Source organism: Variovorax sp. OK212 (assembly GCF_900112425.1).
In the GTDB taxonomy this organism is placed as follows: domain Bacteria; phylum Pseudomonadota; class Gammaproteobacteria; order Burkholderiales; family Burkholderiaceae_C; genus Variovorax.
This window is the reverse complement of the sequence record NZ_FOLP01000001.1, coordinates 1,264,255-1,285,093: the sequence shown is the minus strand read 5'-3', so window position 1 is coordinate 1,285,093 and position 20,839 is coordinate 1,264,255. Positions and strand designations below refer to the sequence as shown.

23 protein-coding genes are annotated in these 20,839 nt (G+C 68.3%); 18 read left to right on the top strand and 5 right to left on the bottom strand.

Features of this window, described 5'->3' with window-relative positions:
- Window positions 1–109: 109 nt before the first annotated feature.
- The 3 genes from BM004_RS05905 to BM004_RS05895 all read left to right on the top strand — a co-directional run bounded on the left by BM004_RS05905 (window position 110) and on the right by BM004_RS05895 (window position 4,962).
- A complete protein-coding gene (locus BM004_RS05905; protein WP_093124783.1) occupies window positions 110–2,032 on the top strand; it encodes a PrkA family serine protein kinase in 1,923 nt (640 codons plus the stop codon).
- Window positions 2,033–2,110: 78 nt separating this feature from the next.
- A complete protein-coding gene (locus BM004_RS05900; protein ID WP_093124781.1) occupies window positions 2,111–3,403 on the top strand; it encodes a YeaH/YhbH family protein in 1,293 nt (430 codons plus the stop codon).
- Window positions 3,400–4,962, top strand: coding sequence for a SpoVR family protein (locus BM004_RS05895; RefSeq protein WP_093211797.1), 1,563 nt, complete (start codon window positions 3,400–3,402; stop codon window positions 4,960–4,962). Before BM004_RS05900 ends, BM004_RS05895 begins: the two co-directional genes overlap by 4 nt.
- Before the next feature lie 304 nt (window positions 4,963–5,266).
- Here BM004_RS05895 and aroQ read toward each other — a convergent pair whose 3' ends face one another.
- Window positions 5,267–5,713 (bottom strand): type II 3-dehydroquinate dehydratase, encoded by a 447-nt coding sequence (gene aroQ, locus BM004_RS05890; RefSeq protein WP_093124778.1) that lies wholly within the window; start codon window positions 5,711–5,713, stop codon window positions 5,267–5,269.
- A gap of 38 nt (window positions 5,714–5,751) precedes the next feature.
- Complete coding sequence (locus tag BM004_RS05885; protein ID WP_093211795.1) at window positions 5,752–6,723, bottom strand: LysR family transcriptional regulator; 972 nt, start codon at window positions 6,721–6,723, stop codon at window positions 5,752–5,754.
- Between the two features lie 119 nt (window positions 6,724–6,842).
- On the opposite strand from BM004_RS05885, the gene BM004_RS42410 reads away from it, so the two are divergent.
- The 6 genes from BM004_RS42410 (at window position 6,843) to fghA (ending at window position 12,210) form a co-directional block, all read left to right on the top strand.
- Window positions 6,843–7,580 carry a Rieske 2Fe-2S domain-containing protein gene (locus tag BM004_RS42410; protein ID WP_093211793.1) on the top strand — a complete coding sequence of 246 codons (738 nt, stop codon included), beginning with the start codon at window positions 6,843–6,845 and terminating at the stop codon, window positions 7,578–7,580.
- A 9-nt stretch (window positions 7,581–7,589) separates the two neighbouring features.
- On the top strand, window positions 7,590–8,450 hold the full coding sequence (locus BM004_RS05875) for an aromatic ring-hydroxylating oxygenase subunit alpha (protein ID WP_093211791.1): 861 nt from the start codon (window positions 7,590–7,592) through the stop codon (window positions 8,448–8,450).
- On the top strand, window positions 8,447–9,127 hold the full coding sequence (locus BM004_RS05870; RefSeq protein ID WP_093211789.1) for a glutathione S-transferase family protein: 681 nt from the start codon (window positions 8,447–8,449) through the stop codon (window positions 9,125–9,127). The genes BM004_RS05875 and BM004_RS05870 overlap by 4 nt, the downstream gene beginning before the upstream one ends.
- Before the next feature lie 40 nt (window positions 9,128–9,167).
- Complete coding sequence (locus tag BM004_RS05865; RefSeq protein WP_093124767.1) at window positions 9,168–10,274, top strand: S-(hydroxymethyl)glutathione dehydrogenase/class III alcohol dehydrogenase; 1,107 nt, start codon at window positions 9,168–9,170, stop codon at window positions 10,272–10,274.
- A 140-nt stretch (window positions 10,275–10,414) separates the two neighbouring features.
- Window positions 10,415–11,335, top strand: a complete 921-nt coding sequence (locus tag BM004_RS05860; RefSeq protein WP_093124764.1) for an alpha/beta fold hydrolase — start codon at window positions 10,415–10,417, stop codon at window positions 11,333–11,335.
- Window positions 11,332–12,210 carry an S-formylglutathione hydrolase gene (fghA, locus tag BM004_RS05855; RefSeq protein ID WP_093211786.1) on the top strand — a complete coding sequence of 293 codons (879 nt, stop codon included), beginning with the start codon at window positions 11,332–11,334 and terminating at the stop codon, window positions 12,208–12,210. Before BM004_RS05860 ends, fghA begins: the two co-directional genes overlap by 4 nt.
- Before the next feature lie 24 nt (window positions 12,211–12,234).
- Here the strand turns inward: fghA and BM004_RS05850 are convergent, their stop codons facing one another.
- On the bottom strand, window positions 12,235–13,179 hold the full coding sequence (locus BM004_RS05850; RefSeq protein ID WP_177206363.1) for a LysR family transcriptional regulator: 945 nt from the start codon (window positions 13,177–13,179) through the stop codon (window positions 12,235–12,237).
- 94 nt (window positions 13,180–13,273) lie between these two features.
- Here BM004_RS05850 and BM004_RS05845 point away from each other — a divergent pair, with 94 nt between their 5' ends.
- Genes BM004_RS05845 through BM004_RS05825 form a run of 5 tightly spaced genes read left to right on the top strand, consistent with a single transcriptional unit; the run spans window position 13,274 to window position 16,132 of the window.
- Window positions 13,274–14,116, top strand: a complete 843-nt coding sequence (locus BM004_RS05845) for an NAD(P)-dependent oxidoreductase (RefSeq protein ID WP_093211782.1) — start codon at window positions 13,274–13,276, stop codon at window positions 14,114–14,116.
- 59 nt (window positions 14,117–14,175) lie between these two features.
- On the top strand, window positions 14,176–14,670 hold the full coding sequence (locus BM004_RS05840) for a GNAT family N-acetyltransferase (RefSeq protein WP_256219796.1): 495 nt from the start codon (window positions 14,176–14,178) through the stop codon (window positions 14,668–14,670).
- A 21-nt stretch (window positions 14,671–14,691) separates the two neighbouring features.
- Complete coding sequence (locus tag BM004_RS05835) at window positions 14,692–15,081, top strand: VOC family protein (protein ID WP_093211778.1); 390 nt, start codon at window positions 14,692–14,694, stop codon at window positions 15,079–15,081.
- Entirely contained in the window at window positions 15,078–15,521 is a 444-nt protein-coding gene (locus tag BM004_RS05830) for a TfoX/Sxy family protein (protein ID WP_093124751.1), read from the top strand. The genes BM004_RS05835 and BM004_RS05830 overlap by 4 nt, the downstream gene beginning before the upstream one ends.
- A complete protein-coding gene (locus tag BM004_RS05825; protein ID WP_093211776.1) occupies window positions 15,518–16,132 on the top strand; it encodes a 3'-5' exonuclease in 615 nt (204 codons plus the stop codon). The genes BM004_RS05830 and BM004_RS05825 overlap by 4 nt, the downstream gene beginning before the upstream one ends.
- Before the next feature lie 24 nt (window positions 16,133–16,156).
- On the opposite strand, the gene BM004_RS05820 is transcribed toward BM004_RS05825, so the two are convergent.
- Window positions 16,157–16,885 (bottom strand): alpha/beta hydrolase, encoded by a 729-nt coding sequence (locus tag BM004_RS05820; RefSeq protein ID WP_093211774.1) that lies wholly within the window; start codon window positions 16,883–16,885, stop codon window positions 16,157–16,159.
- 135 nt (window positions 16,886–17,020) lie between these two features.
- Here BM004_RS05820 and BM004_RS05815 point away from each other — a divergent pair, with 135 nt between their 5' ends.
- Genes BM004_RS05815 through arsH form a run of 4 tightly spaced genes read left to right on the top strand, consistent with a single transcriptional unit; the run spans window position 17,021 to window position 19,791 of the window.
- Complete coding sequence (locus BM004_RS05815; protein WP_093211772.1) at window positions 17,021–17,362, top strand: ArsR/SmtB family transcription factor; 342 nt, start codon at window positions 17,021–17,023, stop codon at window positions 17,360–17,362.
- Complete coding sequence (locus BM004_RS05810; protein ID WP_093211770.1) at window positions 17,356–18,648, top strand: arsenic transporter; 1,293 nt, start codon at window positions 17,356–17,358, stop codon at window positions 18,646–18,648. The genes BM004_RS05815 and BM004_RS05810 overlap by 7 nt, the downstream gene beginning before the upstream one ends.
- Entirely contained in the window at window positions 18,645–19,088 is a 444-nt protein-coding gene (gene arsC / locus BM004_RS05805; RefSeq protein WP_093211768.1) for an arsenate reductase (glutaredoxin), read from the top strand. Before BM004_RS05810 ends, arsC begins: the two co-directional genes overlap by 4 nt.
- Window positions 19,045–19,791 (top strand): arsenical resistance protein ArsH, encoded by a 747-nt coding sequence (gene arsH / locus BM004_RS05800; RefSeq protein ID WP_093211766.1) that lies wholly within the window; start codon window positions 19,045–19,047, stop codon window positions 19,789–19,791. The genes arsC and arsH overlap by 44 nt, the downstream gene beginning before the upstream one ends.
- Window positions 19,792–19,821: 30 nt before the next feature.
- Here the strand turns inward: arsH and BM004_RS05795 are convergent, their stop codons facing one another.
- Complete coding sequence (locus tag BM004_RS05795; protein ID WP_256219795.1) at window positions 19,822–20,793, bottom strand: AraC-like ligand-binding domain-containing protein; 972 nt, start codon at window positions 20,791–20,793, stop codon at window positions 19,822–19,824.
- Window positions 20,794–20,839 lie beyond the last annotated feature (46 nt).

The window sequence follows — 20,839 nt, the reverse complement described above, 5'->3', positions numbered from 1 at the left end:
GGGAGTTTTCCGCGGCATGCAGCCACGGGCAGGCACACCTTGAAAGTTGCGCATGCCATCGCTGCAGGCTTTCGGGCCAAAAGCCCACTGACTTGATGGAGGCGTGACCATGGATGTGATCAGCAACTTTGCCGCCCGCTACGAGCGCACTCGCGAGGAAGTCATCTCGCTGCAGGAGTACCTGGATATCTGCAAGCGCGACCCCACGGCGTATGCCACGGCTTCCGAGCGCATGCTCAAGGCCATTGGCGAACCCGAGCTGGTCGACACCCGCAACGACCCCCGGCTTTCGCGCATCTTCGCCAACAAGGTCATCAAGATCTATCCGGCGTTCAAGGAGTTCTATGGCATGGAAGACGCCATAGAACAGGTGGTGTCCTATTTCCGCCATGCCGCGCAAGGGCTGGAAGAAAAGAAGCAAATCCTTTACCTGCTGGGCCCGGTGGGCGGCGGCAAGAGTTCGATCGCCGAGCGCCTGAAGCAGCTCATGGAGCACGTGCCTTTCTACGCCATCCAGGGCTCGCCGGTCAATGAATCTCCGCTCGGCCTGTTCGACACGCTCGAGGACGGCGAGATTCTTGAAAAGGAATACGGCATCCCTCGCCGCTACCTGAATCGAATTCTCTCGCCCTGGGCCGTCAAGCGGCTCGAGGAGTACGGCGGCGACATCCGCCAGTTCAAGGTCGTCAAGCGTTTTCCGTCGGTCCTGCGGCAGATCGCCGTGGCCAAGACGGAGCCCGGCGACGAGAACAACCAGGACATTTCCTCGCTGGTCGGCAAGGTCGACATCCGCAAGCTCGAGACCTATGCCCAGGACGACCCCGACGCCTACGCCTACTCCGGCGGCCTGTGCCTGGCCAACCAGGGGCTGCTGGAGTTCGTGGAAATGTTCAAGGCGCCCATCAAGGTGCTGCACCCGCTGCTGACCGCCACGCAGGAAAGCAACTTCAAGGGCACTGAAGGCTTCGGCGCCATCCCGTTCGACGGCATCGTGCTGGCGCACAGCAACGAGAGCGAATGGAAGGCCTTCCGCAACAACAAGAACAACGAGGCGTTCCTCGACCGGATCTACATCGTCAAGGTGCCCTACTGCCTGCGCGCCTCGGAAGAAATCAAGATCTACGAGAAGCTGGTGCGCAACTCGTCGCTGGCTCAGGCGCCCTGCGCCCCGGGAACGCTGCGCATGATGGCCCAGCTCTCGGTGCTCACGCGGCTGAAAGAGCCGGAGAACTCCAGCACCTTCAGCAAGATGCAGGTGTACGACGGCGAGAACCTGAAGGACACCGACCCGAAGGCCAAGTCGATCCAGGAGTACCGCGACTACGCGGGCGTCGACGAAGGCATGAGCGGCGTCTCCACGCGCTTCGCGTTCAAGATCATCTCGAAGGTCTTCAACTTCGACAGCTCCGAGGTGGCGGCGAACCCGGTGCACCTGATGTACGTGCTAGAGCAGCAGATCGAGCGCGAGCAGTTCGCGCCCGAGGTCGAGCAGAAGTACATCAGCTACATCAAGGAGCTGCTGGCGCCGCGCTATGCCGAATTCATCGGCAAGGAGATCCAGACCGCCTACCTCGAGAGCTACAGCGAGTACGGCCAGAACATCTTCGACCGCTACGTGACCTATGCCGACTACTGGATCCAGGACCAGGAGTTCCGCGACGTGGACACCGGCGAGGTGTTCGACCGCGCCTCGCTCAACGCCGAGCTCGAGAAGATCGAACGGCCCGCCGGCATCGGCAACCCGAAGGACTTCCGCAACGAGATCGTCAACTTCGTGCTGCGTGCGCGCGCCGGCAACAGCGGGCGCAACCCGGCCTGGACCAGCTACGAGAAGCTGCGTTCGGTGATCGAGAAGAAGATGTTCTCCAACACCGAAGAGCTGCTGCCGGTGATCAGCTTCAACACCAAGAGCAGTGCCGACGAGCAGAAGAAGCACGAGGACTTCGTCACGCGCATGGTCGAGAAGGGCTACACGGCCAAGCAGGTGCGCCTGCTCTGCGAGTGGTATCTGCGCGTGCGCAAGAGTTCATAGCAAGGGTTCACAGCAACCAAGGCGCTGCGTAAAGCGCCCTGTTCTTCCCTCTTCTTTGCAAGGAGCTTTGACACCATCGTGGCCATCCTGCAGCAGATCATCGACCGCCGGCTATCGGGCAAGAACAAGTCCATTGGCAACCGAGAGCGCTTTCTCCGGCGCTACAAGGGGCAGATCCAGGAGGCGGTGCGGCGCGCGGTGAGCGGGCGCAACATCCGCGAACTGGAGCAAGGCGAAGACGTGACCCTGCCGCGCCACGATGTGTCCGAACCCGTGTTCGGACACGCCCGTGGCGGCGACCGCGAGTACGTGCACCCCGGCAACCAGGAGTACCTGAAGGGCGACCGCATCAAGCGCCCCGAAGGCGGGGGCGGCGGCGGTTCCGGCAGCGGCGAAGCCAGCGACAGCGGCGAAGGCGAGGACGACTTCGTCTTCCGCCTGACGCGCGAAGAGTTCATGCGCGTGTTCTTCGACGACCTCGCGCTGCCGCACCTCATTCGCACGCAGATCGCCGACGTGCCCGAGTGGAAGAGCCACCGCGCCGGCTTCACCAGCGACGGCTCGCCCAACAACCTGCACGTGGTGCGCTCGATGCGCGGCGCGCTGGCGCGGCGCATCGCGCTCGGCGGCGAGCCGCGCAAGGAACTCAAGCGCCTCGAGGCGCACCTCGAGCACCTGAAGCAGCATCCGCAGGCCGACCAGGCGCTGATCCAGAAGGAGATCCGCGAGACGGAAGAGCGCATCGCCGAGCTGCGCCGCACCATGCGGCACGTCCCCTACATCGACCCGATCGACCTGCGCTACCGCAACCGCGTGAAGACGCCGGTGCCCAGCGCCAAGGCCGTGATGTTCTGCCTGATGGACGTGTCGGGCTCCATGGACGAGGCGCGCAAGGACATGGCCAAGCGCTTCTTCATGCTGCTGTACATGTTCCTCACGCGGCACTACGAGACCATCGACCTGGTTTTCCTGCGCCACCACACGCAGGCGCAGGAAGTGACGGAGGAAGAGTTCTTCCACGCCACCGAGACCGGCGGCACCGTGGTGTCGAGCGCGCTGGTGCTGATGGACGAGATCATCAAGGCGCGCTACCCGAGCGGCGAATGGAACGTGTACGGCGCACAGGCCAGCGACGGCGACAACTGGCACCAGGACAGCGGCCGCTGCCGCGAACTGCTGGTCAACGACATCCTGCCGGTGGTGCGCTACTACGCGTACGTGCAGGTGGCCGAGACCGAGCAGAACCTGTGGCAGGAGTACCAGCAGCTCGAGGGCGTGCAGCCCAACTTCGCGATGCGCAAGGTGTCCGACGCGCAGGACATCTACCCGGTTTTCCGCGACCTGTTCAAGAAGGAAGGGGTCACGTCATGAGCTCCGTCATCTCCGGCATCTCCGCCCCCCCGCTGGCCAGCAGCCTGCCCCGGCTCGAGCGCCTGCCCAGCCCCTCGGACTGGACCTTCGATCTCATCGAGACCTACCACACCGAGATCGCCAAGACCGCCCGGAGCTACGGGCTCGACACGTACCCCAACCAGCTCGAGGTGATCACGGCCGAGCAGATGATGGACGCCTACGCCAGCGTGGGCATGCCCATGATCTACAGGCACTGGTCGTACGGCAAGCAGTTCATCGCCACCGAGAAGAACTACAAGCGCGGCCACATGGGGCTGGCCTACGAGATCGTCATCAACTCCGATCCGTGCATCGCCTACCTGATGGAAGAAAACACCATGGCCATGCAGGCCCTGGTGATCGCGCATGCGGCCTACGGCCACAACAGCTTCTTCAAGGGCAACTACCTGTTCCGCATGTGGACCGACGCGTCGTCGATCATCGACTACCTTGTCTACGCGCGGCACTACATCGCCGAGTGCGAAGAGCGCCACGGCCTCGACGCGGTGGAAGAACTGCTGGACTCCTGCCACGCGCTGATGAACTACGGCGTGGACCGCTATCGCCGCCCGCAGAAGCGCTCGCTGGCGCAGGAGAGCGCGCAGCGCGCCGAGCGCGAGCGCCACATGCAGCAGCAGGTGAACGACCTGTGGCGCACGCTGCCGCGGCGCAGCGAGCAGGCGGCGGAGTCCGATTCGTCGAAGCGCTTTCCGTCGGAGCCGCAGGAAAACCTGCTGTACTTCATCGAGAAGAACGCGGCGCTGCTCGAGCCCTGGCAGCGCGAGGTGGTGCGCATCGTGCGCAAGATCGCGCAGTACTTCTATCCGCAGCGCCAGACCCAGGTCATGAACGAAGGCTGGGCCACCTTCTGGCACTACACGCTGCTCAACACCATGTACGACCGCGGCCAGCTGGCCGACGGCTTCATGATGGAATGGCTCAGCTCGCACACCGGCGTGATCTACCAGCCGCCCGTGGGGCACCGCGCCTACAGCGGCATCAACCCCTATGCGCTGGGCTTTGCGATGTACACCGAGCTGCGCCGCATCTGCGAGAAGCCGACCGAGGAAGACCACCGCTGGTTCCCCGATTTCGCGGGCTCCGACTGGCTCACCACGCTCGACTACGCCATGCGCAACTTCAAGGACGAGAGCTTCATCGGCCAGTTTCTGAGCCCGAAGACCATGCGCGACTTCCGGCTGTTCTCCATTCGCGACTACCAGAGCGAGTCGGAGCTGCAGGTGTCCGCCATTCACGACGACAGCGGCTACCAGTCGCTGCGCGAGTCGCTTTCGCGCCAGTACGACATCAGCAGCCGCGAGCCCGACATCCAGGTGTGGAACGTGGCCACGCGCGGCGACCGCTCGCTGACGCTGCGCCACACCCAGCGCAACAACCTGCCGCTGCACGACGGCGCGGAAGAAGTGCTCAAGCACGTCGCGCGGCTCTGGGGCTTCGACGTGCACCTGGAGAGCATCGACAACCAGGGCCGCATCAGCCGCAGCTGGAAGGCCGCGGCGCCGAAGCAGCAGTACTGACTGATCGCGCTGGTCTTCGGGGCGCGCTCACGCCGAAGGGGTACCTTGCTCCGCGAATGTCCTCCGGCCTGCGGCCTCCCCCTTCATTTCGCTGCGCAAGGCACCCCATCGACACGAGCGTTTCAGAGCCGGGGTTGATCGCAGGATCACCAGCAGCGTGCCTTGGTGCTCAGGGCGTCGGGTGCCACCCGCAGCGAAACAAAGGAGGAGGGGCGAAGCCCCGGGGGACATTCGCGCAGGGGAGTACCCGGCGGCCTGTGCACCCGCCCTGAACAAACGGGCCCCGAACAAACGCCCCCAGAACTCAAGCCGAAGGAACCAGCGCCGCGATGGCCAGCGTGTAGCCCTTCACGCCCAGCCCCACGATGATCCCGCGCGCCGCCGGCGAGATGTACGAGCGGTGGCGAAACTCTTCCCGCGCATGCACGTTCGAGATGTGCAACTCGATCACCGGCACGCTCGCGCCCTTGATGGCGTCGTGCAGCGCAATCGAGGTGTGCGTGTAGGCGCCGGGGTTCATCACCACGCCCAGCATGTTGCCCGCCGCCACTTCGCGGCCGGCCTCCTGGATCCAGTCGACCAGCACGCCTTCGTGGTTCGACTGACGGCATTCGATCTCGACGCCGTGCTTCGCGCCGGTTTCCTTGCAAAGCCGCTCCACGTCGGCCAGCGTGTCGCGTCCGTACTGTTCGGGCTCGCGCGTGCCGAGCAGGTTGAGGTTGGGGCCGTTGAGGACGAGGATTTTCTTCATGATGGATGAGGGTCGAAGGTCTGTGCCGGGGGCGCCAATTATGGTCTCGCGGCCGTCTTGCGGCGCTTGGCCGCTGACGAACCGACGTAGTAGTTGTAAGAGTCGATGTCCACCACGCAGCGCGCCATCAGGTCCACGAAGGCGCGCAGCTTCTGGCCCATGTAGCGCTGGCGCTGGTAGGCGCAGTAGATGCGCCGCGGCTCGGGCTGCCACGCGGGCAGCACCGGCGCGAGCACGCCCTGCGCCACTTCGGGCTTGACGAAGAAGGCAGGCAGCAGCGCGATGCCCAGGCCGTCGATGCAGAAGGTCTTCATGACCCAGTGGTCGTTGGTCTCGAACGCCGGCTCGGGGCGAAAGGCGAAGCTCTGCGCACCGGACACCAGCAGCACCTGCGCGCCGCCCGACGAAGGCGCCTTCATCACGATCGACTGGTGCCGCGCCAGCTCTTGCGGCAACGACGGCGTGCCGTGGCGCGCCAGGTACTGCGGGCTCGCATACAGCCCGTAGTTCAGCCGCCCCAGCAGCTTGGCCACCAGGTTCGGCGCATCGGGCGGCTCGGAGCACACGTAGCAGTCGACGTCGGCGATGCGCGCCGCGTGAAAGCCGTTGGCCACGTCGAGCTGGCAGCGCACGTTCGGGTGCGACTCCAGGAACAGCTTGACCACGTGGCAGACGAAGGAGGTGCTGAACTGCGTGTCCGACAGCAACGACAGGCTGCCCGACACACCCGTCGTCAGCTCGTGGATCTCGGTGCTCGCGGCTTCGAGCCGGCCGGTCACTTCGTCGAGCAGCCCTTCGGCGCGCGAGAAGAAGGCGCGGCCCGCCTCGGTGAGCGTGATGCGGCGCGAACCGCGCATGAGCAGCTGCGCGCCCAGCAGTTCCTCGAGCCGCACGAGCTGCCGGCTCAGCGTGGCCTTCGAGGTGCCCGAGAGGCTTTCGGCGCGGGTGAGGCTGCCGCTCGTGGCGACCAGCACGAAGGCCTCGACCAGGGCGAGGTCGATGCGGCTCATGGCGCCCAGCGTTTCAGGAATGAAAAGTTGCGTCTCTTCATGTGGCTTTCATCGGTGCGGTGGAAGCGGTACGGTATCACCGGCGCTGCGCCCCGCGGCCCGACGTTCCCCCACGATCCATGAACGACACACAAGACACAGCCACCTGGCACCCCGTGGCGCCCAGCGCCGGCCTGCGCCCCGGCGCCAACATCGTCGCCGGCTTCGCCGAAGGCCAGGAGCTCGCCCTCTGGCGCGCGGCCGACGGCACGGCCCAGGCCTGGGAAAACCGCTGCCCGCACCGCAGCGTGCGCTTCACGCTGGGCCAGGTGATCGACAACCGCCTGGCCTGCGCGTACCACGGCTGGGAGTACGCGGCCGGCAGCGGACAGTGCACGCGCATTCCGGCGCACCCAGCCATGCAGGCGCCGCGCAACGTGTGCGCGAAGACCTTCGCAACGGCGGAGGCCGCGGGGATGCTGTGGGTTCGCCTGTCACCGGAGATGCCATCTGCCTCGCCCGCTCCGACCTCTCCACCTGCCCCACCTGCTCCACCTGCTCCACTGGCCCCACCGGCCCCGCCCGCACTGGCCGGCGCCGTGCCCGCCAACTGGCACTTCTGCCGCACGCTGACCGTTCGCGCGCCGGCTGCCACGGTGCGCGAAACGCTGGCCCGGCGCGGCCTGGCCGCCGGTGAAGCCACTGGCGCCTGGCGCGGTCCGCTCGACGGCGTGGACACCGCCGCCCTGGTGCTCGACGCCCAGCCCCGCCTCGCCTTCGTCCACCTCTGGGCCGGCGCCGCCCCCGGTTCCGCCGCCATGCAGGCCCTGCACACCGCCGCGCGCAGCCTGCGCGGCGACATCGAAGCCCTCGGCTGAAAGACCCCCATGCCCTTCGTCACCGACGACCCCAACATGCTGGACGACTGGCTCGTCATCGGCCCGGCCACGCCCGTGCCCGCGTCCGCGTCCGCACCGCGCACCACCCGCCTGCTCGGCGAAACCGTGCAGCTCTGGACCGATGCCGACGGCGCACCGCATGGCAGCCTGGGCGATCAACCGCTCACCGTGCAGTCCCGCTACGGCTACCTCTGGGCCTGCCCCAGCGGCCGCCCCGCCCGCCCGCTGTTCGACTTCCCCGAGTACAGCGAGCCCGGCCGGCGCACCATTGACTGCGGCGGCATCGGCGTGGCCGTGTCGGGCCTGCGCGTGATCGAGAACTTTCTCGACATGGCGCACTTCCCCTTCGTGCATGCCGACTACCTCGGCAAGGTGCCGCACACCGAGGTTGCGCAGTACCAGGTGCAGGTCGAGCCGGCCACAGGCGAGATCTGGGCCACCGACTGCCGCTTCTGGCAGCCGCGCGCCTCGGCCGCGCACGACTCGGGCAGCGAGGTGCTCTACAAGTACCGCGTGATGCAGCCCTTCTCGGCCATGCTCTACAAGTCGAGCTTTCGCGCGGGCGAACTCGACGCCATCGGCCTCTTCCTGCAGCCCGTGGACGAAGAACACGTGATCGCCCACACGCTGCTGGCCTGCTACGACGACGACTCCACCGACGCCGAGCTCATCGCCTTCCAGCACACCATCTTCGGGCAGGACAAACCCATCCTGGAGAACCACGCCTTCAAGCGCATGCCGCTCGAAGGCCGCGCCGAGACGCCGACGCGCGGCGACACCTCGTCGGTCACCTACCGGCGCTGGCTGCGCGAACGCGGCATGCGCTTCGGCGTGAGGGCCGCGGCATGACGATGAAGCTCTACGACTATCCGCTGTCGGGCAATTGCTTCAAGGTGCGGCAGATGCTGGCATGGCTCGGCTTGCCGTACCAGACCGTGCCCGTCGACTTCTTCCCGGGACGCGCCCACAGGTCGGCCGCGTTCCTGGCGAACGTCAACCCGCTGGGCCAGCTCCCGGTGATCGACGACGACGGCTTCGTGTTGCGCGACGCGCAGGCCATCCTGGTCTACCTGGCGAGCCGCTACGGCCCACCCAGCCCACCTGGCCAGCAAGGCCCGCAAGGCCCGCAAGGCCACTGGTACCCCGCCGACCCGAAGCTGCGCGGCCAGGTCACGGTGTGGCTGGCCACCGCCGACGAGATCACCCGCACCGCCTCGGCCGCGCGGCTCCACGACGCGCTGGGCTACCACCACCTCGACATCGAGGCCTGCCGGGCCGGCGCGCGCGCGGTGTTCCGCGTGCTCGACGACCACCTCGCGGAGCAGGCCGGCCAGGGCCTGCGTTGGCTGGCCTCGGCGCCCGAGCCGACCATTGCCGACCTCGCCTGCTTCCCCTATGTCGCGCTGGCCGGCGAAGGCGGCATTTCGCTGGACGAATTTCCCGCACTGCGAAACTGGGTCTGGGATTTCCGGCATCTGCACGGGTTCATCGGCATGTCGGGTATCTTCCCTGCTGGCCCCGCCTGAGTATCCTCATCCCCTTCCGCTTTCTGAAGAACCCAACACCATGAAAACCAAAGCCGCCGTCGCGTGGAAATCCGGAGCGCCGCTCACCATCGAAACCGTGGACCTCGAAGGCCCGAAGTTCGGCGAGGTGCTGGTGGAAATCAAGGCCACGGGCATCTGCCACACCGACTACTACACGCTCTCGGGCGCCGACCCCGAAGGCATCTTCCCGGCCATCCTGGGCCATGAAGGCGCGGGCATCGTGGTCGACGTGGGCCCCGGCGTCACCACCCTCAAGAAGGGCGATCACGTCATTCCGCTGTACACGCCCGAATGCCGCCAGTGCAAGTTCTGCCTGAGCCGCAAGACCAACCTGTGCCAGCTCATTCGCGGCACGCAGGGCAAGGGCCTGATGCCCGACGCCACCTCGCGCTTCAGCCTCGACGGCAAGCCGATCTTCCATTACATGGGCACGAGCACGTTCAGCAACTACACGGTCGCGCCCGAGATCTCGCTGGCCAAGATCCGCGAAGACGCCCCGTTCGACAAGGTCTGCTACATCGGCTGCGGCGTGACCACCGGCATCGGCGCGGTGATCTTCACGGCCAAGGTGGAAGCCGGCGCCAACGTGGTGGTGTTCGGCCTGGGCGGCATCGGCCTGAACGTGATCCAGGGCGCCAAGATGGTGGGCGCCGACAAGATCATCGGCGTCGACCTGAACCCCGAGCGCGAGGCCATGGCCCGCAAGTTCGGCATGACGCACTTCATCAACCCGAAGGACACCGAGAACGTGGTCGACGCCATCGTGCAGCTGACCGACGGCGGCGCGGACTACAGCTTCGAGTGCATCGGCAACACCAAGGTGATGCGCCAGGCGCTGGAGTGCACGCACAAGGGCTGGGGCCGCAGCATCATCATCGGCGTGGCAGAAGCCGGCGCGGAAATCAGCACGCGCCCGTTCCAGCTGGTCACGGGCCGCAAATGGGAAGGCTCGGCCTTCGGCGGCGCGCGCGGGCGCACCGACGTGCCGAAGATCGTCGACTGGTACATGGAGAACAAGATCAACATCGACGACCTGATCACGCACACCATGCCGCTGGAAGACATCAACAAGGGCTTCGACCTGATGAAGCGCGGCGAGTCGATCCGCGGCGTCGTTATTTACTGACCCCCCAGGCTTCGCGCACTTCGTGTCGCTTCTCCTCCCCCTTGCAGGGAGCAACACCAGCGGCCCGGCAAAGCCGGTTCCGCGGTGTTCCTGGAACAGACATCAGCGCTCTCTTTGGAGGTGACCTCGTGACGCCAAGAATGGAACCCTTGCACAAGATCGAGGCCGGTGTGCTCGAAGTCGCGTACTTCGAAGCCGGCCCCGCCGACGGTGCGCCGGTGCTGCTGATGCACGGCTTCCCGTACGACATCCACACCTACGCGGAAGTCGCGCCCATGCTGGCCGAACAGGGCTGCCGCGTGATCGTGCCGTACCTGCGCGGCTACGGCGCCACGCGCTTCCTGAGCGACGCCACGCCGCGCTCGGGCGAACAGGCCGCGCTGGGCGCGGACCTGCTCGCGCTGCTCGACGCACTGGAGATCGAACGCGCGGTGCTGGCCGGCTACGACTGGGGCGGCCGCGCCGCCTGCGTGGTCGCGGCGCTGTGGCCCGAGCGGGTGGCCGGGCTGGTGTCCTTCAACAGCTACAACATCCAGAACATCGCGAAGGCGATGGTGCCGGACACGCCGGCCAACGAGCACAGCCTCTGGTACCAGTACTACTTTCACAGCGAGCGCGGCCGCGCCGGGCTGGCGCAAGACCGCAAGGGCTTCACCAGGCTGCTGTGGAAGCTGTGGTCACCTACCTGGCAGTTCGATGACGCGACCTTCGAGCGCAGCGCCGCCGCATTCGACCACCCCGACTTCGTGGACGTGGTGATCCAGTCGTACCGCCACCGCTTCGGCCTCGTGCCGGGCGACCCGGCGTATGCCGACATCGAACGCCGCCTCGCGGCCCAGCCCGCCATCGGCGTGCCCACCATCACCTTCGACGGCATCGACGACGGCGTGCGCCCGCCGGCGCAACCGTCGGCGCACGCGCACCGCTTCAGCGGGCCACGCTCGCACCGCCTGGTGCCCGGCGTGGGCCACAACATGCCGCAGGAAGCGCCGCGCACCTTTGCCGACGCCGTGCTGGAGCTGGTGCCCGCCCTGCGGACGCCGCACAAGAAAACCTCATGACCGACCACACACCCAAGACCCTCTCCGAGCATCACGCCTTCGGCGGCGTGCAGAGCTTTCACGAACACGCGTCCCATGAAATCGGCCTGCCGATGCGCTTCTCGGTCTACCTGCCGCCGCAGGCCGCGAACGAGCGCGTGCCCGCCCTGCTCTACCTGGCGGGCCTGACCTGCAACGAGGAAACCTTCGCGGTGAAGGCCGGCGCGCAGCGCATGGCCGCGAGCCTGGGCATCGCGCTGATCGCGCCCGACACCAGCCCACGCGGCGCCGGGGTCGAGGCCATTCCCGGCGCCAAGGACAGCTGGGACTTCGGCATCGGCGCGGGCTTCTACCTCGACGCGCTGGCCGAGCCGTGGGCCACGCACTGGCGCATGGAAAGCTGGATCGTGCACGAGCTGCTGCCGCTGGTGGCGCAGCACTTCGCCATCGACGGCGAACGCATCGGCATCTTCGGCCACTCGATGGGCGGGCACGGCGCGCTCACGCTGGCGCTGCGGCATCCGGGGCGCTTCAAGTCGGTCTCGGCCTTCGCGCCGATCTGCGCGCCCACGCAATGCCCGTGGGGCGAGAAGGCATTCGCGGGCTACCTGGGCGAGCCGGGCGCCGACCGCGCGCAGTGGCTGGCGCACGACGCCAGCGCGCTCATGAAGTCGCAGGTGACGGCGCCCTACCCGCAAGGCATCCTGATCGACCAGGGGCTGGCCGACAAGTTCCTGGCCGAGCAGCTGTACCCCGACGTGTTCGAGGCCGCCTGCTTCGCCGCCGGCCAGCCGCTCACGCTGCGCCGCCATGCGGGCTACGACCACGGCTACTACTTCATCCAGAGCTTCATGGCCGACCACATCGCGCACCACGCGCAGACGCTGCGCGCCTGAACATCGGCAAGAGCAGCGGCAAGTTCAGGGCTCGATGAGCCCACGCTCGCCCACCGTCTCGGGCATCGCCTCGCGCACCATGTCCAGGAAGCGGCGCAGCCGCACCGGATAGAAGCGCGCGGGCGGATAGACCAGGTACATCGGCAGCGGCGAGGCCTGCCAGGTCGGCAGCAGGTGCACGAGGTCGCCGCGCGCGATGTCCTCGCGCAGCGCCCAGGCCGACGCCACGCACACGCCGAGCCCCAGCAGCGCGGCGTTGCGCAGCGCATAGAGGCTGTCGGTCGTCATCTGCGGGCGAATGGCGATGCGGCGCTGCTCGCCGCTGCGCAGGCAGCGCAGCTCGACCTCGTCGCGGTAGTACATGCTGAGCGCCACCCACGGCAGCGAGGCCAGCGCCTCCACGTCCTTCGGCGGCGCGGCCCCGCCGAGCACCGACGGCGCCACGGCCACGATGCGCGGCACGTCGGCCAGCTTGATCGCGATGACCGAGGGGTCGGTCACCTCGCCGACCTGGATCGCGCAGTCGATGTTCTCGGTGATGAAGTCGGGCGTGCCGTCGCGCAGCATCCACTCCACGCGCACGCGCGGGTGGCGGCGCAGGAACGCCGCGAGCGGGCCCAGCAGCTGGTGCTGGCCGAACGCGTGCGGCGCCACCACGCGCAGCGTGCCTTCGGGGTCGTCGTGCGAGCCGCGCAGGTCGGACTGCAGGGCTTCCCAGTGGGCCACCATGTCCTTGGCCCGCTCGTAGCAGCGCTCGCCGTCTTCCGTCAGGTTCATCGCATGCGTGGAGCGCTGCAGCAGCTTCACGCCGAGCGAGCGCTCCAGCGCCTGGAGCCGCCGGCTCACGGTGGGCTGCGTGGCGCCGATCTGCTGCGCCGCCGCCGAGAGGCTGCCCGCCTCGACGATGCGAACGAAGGTCTGCAGCAGCTCGATGCGGTCTGCGGCGGCGGTGGCCGGGGTCTTTTGCATGCGGCGAGCGTATAGCGTTTTTGCATTCGCACGCACTACCCACGCACCGTGCGCGGCGGCAGACTGGCCGGCTTTCATCGCGGAGATCAACTCAATGGACACAGCATTCATCGGCATCGGCAGCATGGGCGCGGCCATGGTGCCGAACCTCGTCAAGGCCGGTCACCAGGTGGCGGTGTGGAACCGCAACCCGGCCCCCGCCGAGGCGCTCGAAGGCGTCACGCTGCTCGACTCGCCGGCCGCGGCCTTCCAGCGCGAAGTCGTGCTCACGATGCTGGCCGACGACGCGGCCGTGCGCGGCGTGATCGTCGATTCGGGCGCCTTGCGTTCGGCGCGGCCCGGTTGCGTGCACGTGATGATGGCCACGATCTCGCCCGCGCTGGCCGAGGAGCTGGTCGCCTTGCACGACGCAGCGGGCGTGGCCTACGTCGCCGCGCCGGTGTTCGGCGTGCCGGCCGTGGCGGCGGCGGCGCAGCTCAACATCGTCGCGGCCGGGCCCGCGCAGGCACTGGCCGCGGTGCGCCCGCTGCTCGACGCGATGGGCCAGCGCGTGTGGCCGCTCGGCGACGATCCGCTGCGCGCCAACGTGGCCAAGATCGCCGGCAACATGATGATCTCGCTGGCCATCGAGGCCATGTCCGAGGCCGTGGCGCTGGGCGAGTCCTACGGGCTGAAGGGCGCGGACTTTCTCGACATCGTCACCAACACGCTGTTCGCGAGCCCGAGCTACCAGCGCTACGGCAAGCGCATCGCCACGGGCGACTACGAACCCGGCTTCAAGCTCACGCTGGGCCTGAAGGACGTCGACCTGGCGCTCGACGCGGGCGCGGCAAGGCAGGTGGTGCTGCCCGCCGCGCGCATCGTGCAGCAGCGCATGCACGCGGCCATCGAGCGGGGCATGGGCGGCAAGGACTGGTCGGCATTCGGGCAAGCCTGATCCGCGAGCGGGTTCACGGAGGCGTTCACGGCGACGTTCAGCGCCGTATCATGGTTCGCATGTCCGCCGCTCAAATCCCCGCCTTCGAACTGCGGTCGCGCGAAGGCAGCCCTGAAGAAAACATGGTGCTGGCCGGCATCTGGCGCCGCGCCTGGATCTCGGCCAACCGGGGCGCCGCCGCCATCGAGCCCATCGGCCACTGGCTGCGCCGCGTGCAGACCGAGTTCGGCCCGCCCGCCGACGTGGTGCTGGCCGAGCGCGACGGCCAGGTGCTGGCGTTCATGGTGCTGCTGGTGCGGCGCGAGTACGTGGCCCAGCTCTTCGTCGAGCCCCACCTGCGCAACCAGGGGCTGGGCAAGGCCCTGCTCGACGAGGCCTGCGTGCGCATCCCGACCGGCTGGCGGCTGCACGTGGCCACCACCAACACCAGCGCGCAGCGCTTCTACGAACGCTACGGCCTCGAACGCGGCACGGTCGACCGCCACCCGACCAGCGGGCGCGAACGCATCGCCTACCATTGGTCGCCCTCGCGCCCGCCGTGGCGCGTGGGCTGAACCCCACCCTGCATACGCCCCATGCGCATCGACCACATCGCACTCTGGACCACCGACCTCGAACGTTGCAAGCGCTTCTACGTCGACTACTTCGGCGCCACCGCCGGCACCGGCTACACCAACCCGGCCAAGGGCTTCGCCTCGTGCTTCCTGAGCCTGGGCGACGGCGCGCGCATCGAGGCCATGACCACCCGCACGCTCGAGCCCGTGACGGCCGAGGCCGGCGCGCAGCGCATGGGCTGGACGCACCTGGCCATCAGCGTGGGCTCCGACGCGGCGGTCGACGCCCTCACGCAACGCCTGAAGGCCGACGGCCATCCGCTGCTCGACGGCCCGCGCCGCACGGGCGACGGCTACTACGAGAGCGTGGTGCTCGACCCGGACGGCAATCGCATCGAGATCACGGCATGAGCGCGTTCGTCGACAGCCTGCACGAGATCTTCGAGCGCTTCGGGCGCATCACGCCGCGCCGCATGTTCGGCGGCCACGGCATCTTTCATGAAGGCCGCATGATCGCGCTGGTCACGGGCGACACGCTGTACCTGAAGTCCGACGCCGAAAGCGCGCCGTACTTCGACCGGCAGAACCTGCCGCCCTTCACCTATGTGCGCCAGGGCAAGTCGATGCCCATGTCGTACCGCCAGGCCCCGGCCGACCTGTTCGAGGACCGCGAAGAGGCCGCGCTCTGGGGCCGCCGCGCCTACGAATCCGCGCTGCGCTCGGGCCAGCCGCCCAAGCCCAGGAAAACACCCGCTGCGAAAAAGGCAGCGGCCCAAAAGACTCCCGCCAGGAAGGCGCCCGCAAAGAAGACCGCAGTGAAGAAAAAGACAACGAAAGCAGCCTCCCGGTGAGCGAGCACAACCGCACGCTCCCCCCCTTGCCCGAGCGCGAACAGATCGCGCTGCTCGAACCCTTCGACGGCCTCGGCCTGAAAGACATCGTGGTCGTCGCCACGCTGCAGGACGCCGAGCACGCCGCCGCCACGCTGCTGGCGGCCGGCATCGCCGGCTTCGACACCGAGTCCAAACCCACCTTCGCGAAGAACGAGGTCTCGGGCGGTCCGCACGTGGTGCAATTTTCGACGCGCGACACGGCATGGCTGTTCCAGCTGCACCGCACCGAGTGCAACCCGGTGGTGGCCGCGCTGATCGCCTCGACCGAGCTGCGCAAGGTCGGCTTCGGCCTGTCGGGCGACCTCACGCTCATTCGCAACCGGCTCGGCATCGAGCCGGGCGCGGTGTTCGACATCGACGACGAATTCCGCCGGCGCGGCTACCGCAAGTCGGTCGGCGTGAAGGCCGCGGTGGCGCTGGTGTTCGATCGCCGCTTCATCAAGTCGCGCAAGGCGACCACTTCGAACTGGGCCAACAAGCAGCTCACCGAGGCGCAGCTGCGCTACGCCGCGAACGACGCCTACGCGTCGATCCGCGTGTACGACGCGCTCTTCAGCCGCAGCAACTGAACGACCGCCCCGGTCGTCACCCGGTCAGTCGCGCCCCGCCTCGACGATCGCCTGCGCGAGCCGCCCGGGGTTCGAGAAGAACATCTCGTGGCTGCCCGGGCACGCCACCAGCCGGAACAGGCCCAGCCGCTCCGACAGGCGCGGATGCCACGGCAGGCCGTGCGGCAGCGCCGTGTCCTGCAGGCAGTTGACATACGACTTGCCCAGCGCCAGCGCCGCCAGCGGCTGGCTCAGCCTGATCTTGTCGGTGAAGGTGCGGTACGGGTGCGGGTTGAGCTTGTCGTACGCGGCCTGCGCGGTCGGCAGGTCGGCGTCGTTGATGAAGGCCTCGCGCCAGACCTCGAACGGCAGGCTCACCGCGTTGGCATTGGCCGCGGCCACGGCGTCGAACATCGCCACGTAGTGCGGCGGCACCATGTCGTTGAGCGACTCGCCGTCCAGCGGCACGAAGGCGTTGATGTACACCAGCCGCTTCAGGCGCGGCGCAATGCGGTCGGCCACGCCCGAGATCACCATGCCGCCGTAGCTGTGGCCCACCAGGCGCACCTGCGTGAGGTTCTTCTGCTCGATGTAGCGCACGGCCGAGTCGATGGCGTCTTGCAGCGTGGTGGTGGCGCGGTCGTCGCCGGGGTTGTTGCCCGCGAGCGTGGGGCAATGAACCGTGTGGCCGGCCGCGCGCACGCCCTCGGCCACGGCTTCGATTTCAGCGCCGGTGTGCCAGGCGCCATGGACGATGACATAGGTGTCGGACATGGAGGTCTCCTTCGTTGGGATGGAGAACGACTGTAGGAACCGCGGCCCGCGCCGGATGGCCGATGCCCGCCAGCCCGATGGCCGATTCGCGCCAGGCGGCTTGCATTCATTCAATACTTCAAACATACTTGAAATATGGAAGAAAACGACGTCGTCCGCTCCCTGGCCGCACTGGCACAGCCCGTTCGCTTGCGCGTGTTTCGCGCACTCGTGGTGGCGGGCCCCGCCGGCCTGACACCCGGCACGCTGACCGAATCGCTCGAGGTGTCGGCCACCAGCCTGTCGTTCCATCTCAAGGAGCTGATGCATTCGGGCCTGGTCTCGCAGGAGCGCCAGGGCCGCAACCTCGTCTATCGCGCGGCGTTCGAGCAGATGAACGGCCTGCTCGCCTACCTGACGGAGAACTGCTGCCAGGGCGAACCCTGCGCCGCGAGCTGCACTGCAGACGGCACTGCAGGCTGCGCCCCCGCATGCTGATCGCGCTCGCGATCTTCGTCTTCACGCTGGTGCTGGTCATCTGGCAGCCGCGCGGGCTGGGCATCGGCTGGAGCGCGTCGCTGGGCGCCGCCATGGCGCTGCTGCTCGGCGTGGTCCACGCCGCCGACATTCCGGTCGTCTGGGGCATCGTGTGGAACGCGACGGCCACCTTCATAGCCGTGATCGTCATCAGCCTGCTGCTCGACGAGGCCGGCTTCTTCGAATGGGCTGCCCTGCACGTGGCGCGCTGGGGCGGCGGGCGCGGCCGGCTGCTGTTCGCGCTCGTGGTGCTGCTGGGGGCCGCCGTGTCGGCGCTGTTCGCCAACGACGGCGCCGCGCTGATCCTCACGCCCATCGTGATGGCCATGCTGGCGGCGCTCGGTTTTTCGCCCGCGGCAACGCTCGCGTTCGTCATGGCGGCGGGCTTCATCGCCGACACGGCCAGCCTGCCGCTGATCGTGTCGAACCTGGTGAACATCGTCTCGGCGGATTTCTTCCACATCGGCTTCAGCGCGTACGCCTCGGTCATGGTCCCCGTGAACATCGCGGCGGTGCTCGCCAGCCTGCTGGTGCTGGTGCTCTACTTCCGCCGCGGCATTCCGGCGCGCTACGACGCGGGCCAGCTCAAGGCGCCGGCCGCTGCGGTCCGCGACCCCGCAACCTTCCGCGCCGGCTGGGTGGTGCTCGTGCTGCTGCTCGCCGGCTTCTTCGGGCTGGAGCCGCTGGGCGTGCCGGTCAGCGCCGTGGCGGCCTTCGGTGCGGTGGTGCTGCTGGCCGTCGCGGGGCGCGGCGGGGTGATCGGCATCGGGCGCGTGCTGCGCGGCGCGCCGTGGCAGATCGTGGTGTTCTCGCTGGGCATGTACCTGGTGGTGTACGGCCTGCGCAACGCGGGGCTGACCGGCCACGTGGCGTCGCTGCTGAACGTCTTCGCGCAAGGCGGCGTGTGGGGCGCGGCGCTGGGCACGGGCCTGCTCTCGGCGCTGTTGTCCTCGGTGATGAACAACATGCCCACGGTGCTGGTCGGCGCGCTGTCCATCGACGCGTCGGGCGCCACCGGCCTCGTGAAGCAGGCCATGGTCTACGCCAACGTGATCGGTTGCGACCTCGGCCCGAAGATCACGCCCGTCGGCAGCCTCGCCACCCTGCTCTGGCTGCACGTGCTCGCCAAGAAGGGCATGGCCATCGGCTGGGGCTACTACTTCAAGGTCGGCATCGTGCTGACCCTTCCCGTGCTGTTCGCGGCCCTCGCCGCCCTGGCACTTCGACTGAGCCTCCCGCTTCCATGAACGGCATCACGATCTATCACAACCCCGCCTGCGGCACCTCGCGCAACGTGCTCGCACTGATCCGCAACACGGGCGACGAGCCCACCGTCGTCGAGTACCTGCAAGACCCGCCGGACCGCGCCACGCTGGAGCGGCTCATCGCCTCGATGGGCATGGCGGTGCGCGACCTGCTGCGCCGCAAGGGCACGCCGTACGACGAGCTCGGCCTCGACGATCCGAAGTGGAGCGACGAACAGCTGGTCGGCTTCATGCTGCGGAACCCCGTTCTCATCAACCGGCCGATCGTGGTGACGCCGCTCGGCACGCGCCTGTGCCGCCCGTCGGAAGCGGTGCTCGACATCCTGCCGCGCGCGCAGCAAGGCGCGTTCTCCAAGGAAGACGGCGAAGCCGTCATCGATGCAAGGGGTCAGCGTGTCGCAAAACCAAACCCCAAGCCCTGAGCTGCCCCACGTCGACGCCGCGCATTTGCGCCGGCCCGACCCGCTGCAGCTGGCGCCCGCGCAGCGCGCCACGCACGCGCCGCGCATCCTGCTGCTGTACGGTTCGGTGCGCGAGCGCTCGTACAGCCGGCTCCTCACCGAAGAGGCGGCCCGCCTGCTGCAGGCCATGGGCGCGCAGACCCGCATCTACGATCCGCGCGGCCTGCCGCTGCCGGACGACGCGCCCGAAGACCACCCGAAGGTGCGCGAACTCCGCGAGCTCGCGCAGTGGTCCGAAGGCATGGTGTGGTGCTCGCCCGAGCGGCACGGCGCCATGACCGGCATCATGAAGGCGCAGATCGACTGGATCCCGCTGGCCGTCGGCTCGGTGCGCCCCACGCAGGGCAAGACGCTCGCGGTGATGGAGGTGTCGGGCGGCTCGCAGTCGTTCAACGCCGTGAACCAACTGCGCGTGCTGGGCCGCTGGATGCGCATGATCACCATCCCCAACCAGTCGTCGGTGGCCAAGGCCTTCATGGAGTTCGAGGAGGACGGCCGCATGAAACCCTCGCCGTACTACGAGCGCGTGGTCGACGTGATGGAAGAGCTGGTGAAGTTCACGCTGCTCACGCGCGACTGCGCGGGCTACCTGGTCGACCGCTACAGCGAACGGCGCGAGAGCGCGCAGGCGCTGTCGCAGCGCGTCAACCTGCGCAGCATCTGAGGGGGCCGGGCGCCGGAGCTCGGCATGAGCTCAGTTCAGTCGCCCGCGCCGCAGCTCGCCCGGCGTCGCGCCCAGGTGCCGGCGGCACAGCCGCACGAAGTGCGACGCATCCGCCAGCCCCACGCGAAAACCGATCTCCGCGATGCCCAGCCGGTCGAAGCGCGCGTCGCCGAGCATGCGCCGCGCCGCCTGCATGCGCACGGCCGTCAGCGCGGTGGCGAAGGTGGTGCCGCCATCGCCATCTTCCTGCCCGCCGGCCAGGCAGCGGTGCAGGCCGCGCTCCGAAATCCCCAGCCCGCGCGCCACGGCCGTGGCCGTGAGCCCGGGCTCGGCATGGCGCTCGCGCGTGGCGTCCAGCACGCGGCGGCGCAGCGCGGCGCGGCCCTCGCCGGGCGCCTGTGAAACACCATGCCCCAACGCCAGCGCCAGCAGGCCGCCCAGCTGGTCGGTCAGCAGCTCGGCCGGCACCGGTGGCCGGCTGGCCATCTGCGGCGACAGCTGCCTGATGAAGCCGCTCAGCACGCCGCCCCAGCCGGACTGCCCGTCGATGCGCCGCGCCACCCGGTCGCCGGCGTCGGGGAGCCAGGCGTCGACCCAGGCGGTCGGCAGTTCGAGCGACAAGGTCTCGGCCGACTGCAGCAGATGGAATTCGTAGAGGCGGCGCGAGTCGACCAGCACCGCGTCGCCCGGCAGCAGCCGCGCGCTGCGGCCGTCCTGCACGGTGACCCAGGCCGAGTCGGTCTTGCACAGCAGGTAGTAATAGTTGTGACGGCTCTGGGCAATGGCGCGGCGCGTGCGGTACACGGCCTGCGCGCTGCCGCGCACCTGGTTGACCACGATGGGCCCGAGCGGCGCCGACTCCAGCGTGGCGGCGAAGCTGCCGCCCGCGCAACTGGTGACGTCCATCTCCAGGAAGCCCTCGCAGACCGCGCCCACCCAGTAGTCCAGCCGCTGCGCGGGCGGCACGGCGTCGGTGGACCAGCGGTGGATGGCTTCATTCATGCGCGCCAACATACCCAAGCCGGACCTGCTTGCCAAGCGGGAATAG

Bases quoted from the DNA above. Each gene is read 5' to 3' on its own strand.
- BM004_RS05810 (WP_093211770.1), top strand. From the start codon at position 17,356: ATGCTGATCGCGCTCGCGATCTTCGTCTTCACGCTGGTGCTGGTCATC.
- fghA (WP_093211786.1), top strand. From the start codon at position 11,332: ATGACCGACCACACACCCAAGACCCTCTCCGAGCATCACGCCTTCGGC.
- BM004_RS05860 (WP_093124764.1), top strand. From the start codon at position 10,415: ATGGAACCCTTGCACAAGATCGAGGCCGGTGTGCTCGAAGTCGCGTAC.
- BM004_RS05905 (WP_093124783.1), top strand. From the start codon at position 110: ATGGATGTGATCAGCAACTTTGCCGCCCGCTACGAGCGCACTCGCGAG.
- BM004_RS05815 (WP_093211772.1), top strand. From the start codon at position 17,021: ATGGAAGAAAACGACGTCGTCCGCTCCCTGGCCGCACTGGCACAGCCC.
- BM004_RS05830 (WP_093124751.1), top strand. From the start codon at position 15,078: ATGAGCGCGTTCGTCGACAGCCTGCACGAGATCTTCGAGCGCTTCGGG.
- aroQ (WP_093124778.1), bottom strand. From the start codon at position 5,713: ATGAAGAAAATCCTCGTCCTCAACGGCCCCAACCTCAACCTGCTCGGC.
- BM004_RS05795 (WP_256219795.1), bottom strand. From the start codon at position 20,793: ATGAATGAAGCCATCCACCGCTGGTCCACCGACGCCGTGCCGCCCGCG.
- BM004_RS05870 (WP_093211789.1), top strand. From the start codon at position 8,447: ATGACGATGAAGCTCTACGACTATCCGCTGTCGGGCAATTGCTTCAAG.
- BM004_RS05875 (WP_093211791.1), top strand. From the start codon at position 7,590: ATGCCCTTCGTCACCGACGACCCCAACATGCTGGACGACTGGCTCGTC.
- BM004_RS05850 (WP_177206363.1), bottom strand. From the start codon at position 13,179: ATGCAAAAGACCCCGGCCACCGCCGCCGCAGACCGCATCGAGCTGCTG.
- arsH (WP_093211766.1), top strand. From the start codon at position 19,045: ATGCAAGGGGTCAGCGTGTCGCAAAACCAAACCCCAAGCCCTGAGCTG.
- BM004_RS05820 (WP_093211774.1), bottom strand. From the start codon at position 16,885: ATGTCCGACACCTATGTCATCGTCCATGGCGCCTGGCACACCGGCGCT.
- BM004_RS42410 (WP_093211793.1), top strand. From the start codon at position 6,843: ATGAACGACACACAAGACACAGCCACCTGGCACCCCGTGGCGCCCAGC.
- BM004_RS05835 (WP_093211778.1), top strand. From the start codon at position 14,692: ATGCGCATCGACCACATCGCACTCTGGACCACCGACCTCGAACGTTGC.
- BM004_RS05845 (WP_093211782.1), top strand. From the start codon at position 13,274: ATGGACACAGCATTCATCGGCATCGGCAGCATGGGCGCGGCCATGGTG.
- BM004_RS05840 (WP_256219796.1), top strand. From the start codon at position 14,176: ATGTCCGCCGCTCAAATCCCCGCCTTCGAACTGCGGTCGCGCGAAGGC.
- arsC (WP_093211768.1), top strand. From the start codon at position 18,645: ATGAACGGCATCACGATCTATCACAACCCCGCCTGCGGCACCTCGCGC.
- BM004_RS05865 (WP_093124767.1), top strand. From the start codon at position 9,168: ATGAAAACCAAAGCCGCCGTCGCGTGGAAATCCGGAGCGCCGCTCACC.
- BM004_RS05885 (WP_093211795.1), bottom strand. From the start codon at position 6,723: ATGAGCCGCATCGACCTCGCCCTGGTCGAGGCCTTCGTGCTGGTCGCC.
- BM004_RS05895 (WP_093211797.1), top strand. From the start codon at position 3,400: ATGAGCTCCGTCATCTCCGGCATCTCCGCCCCCCCGCTGGCCAGCAGC.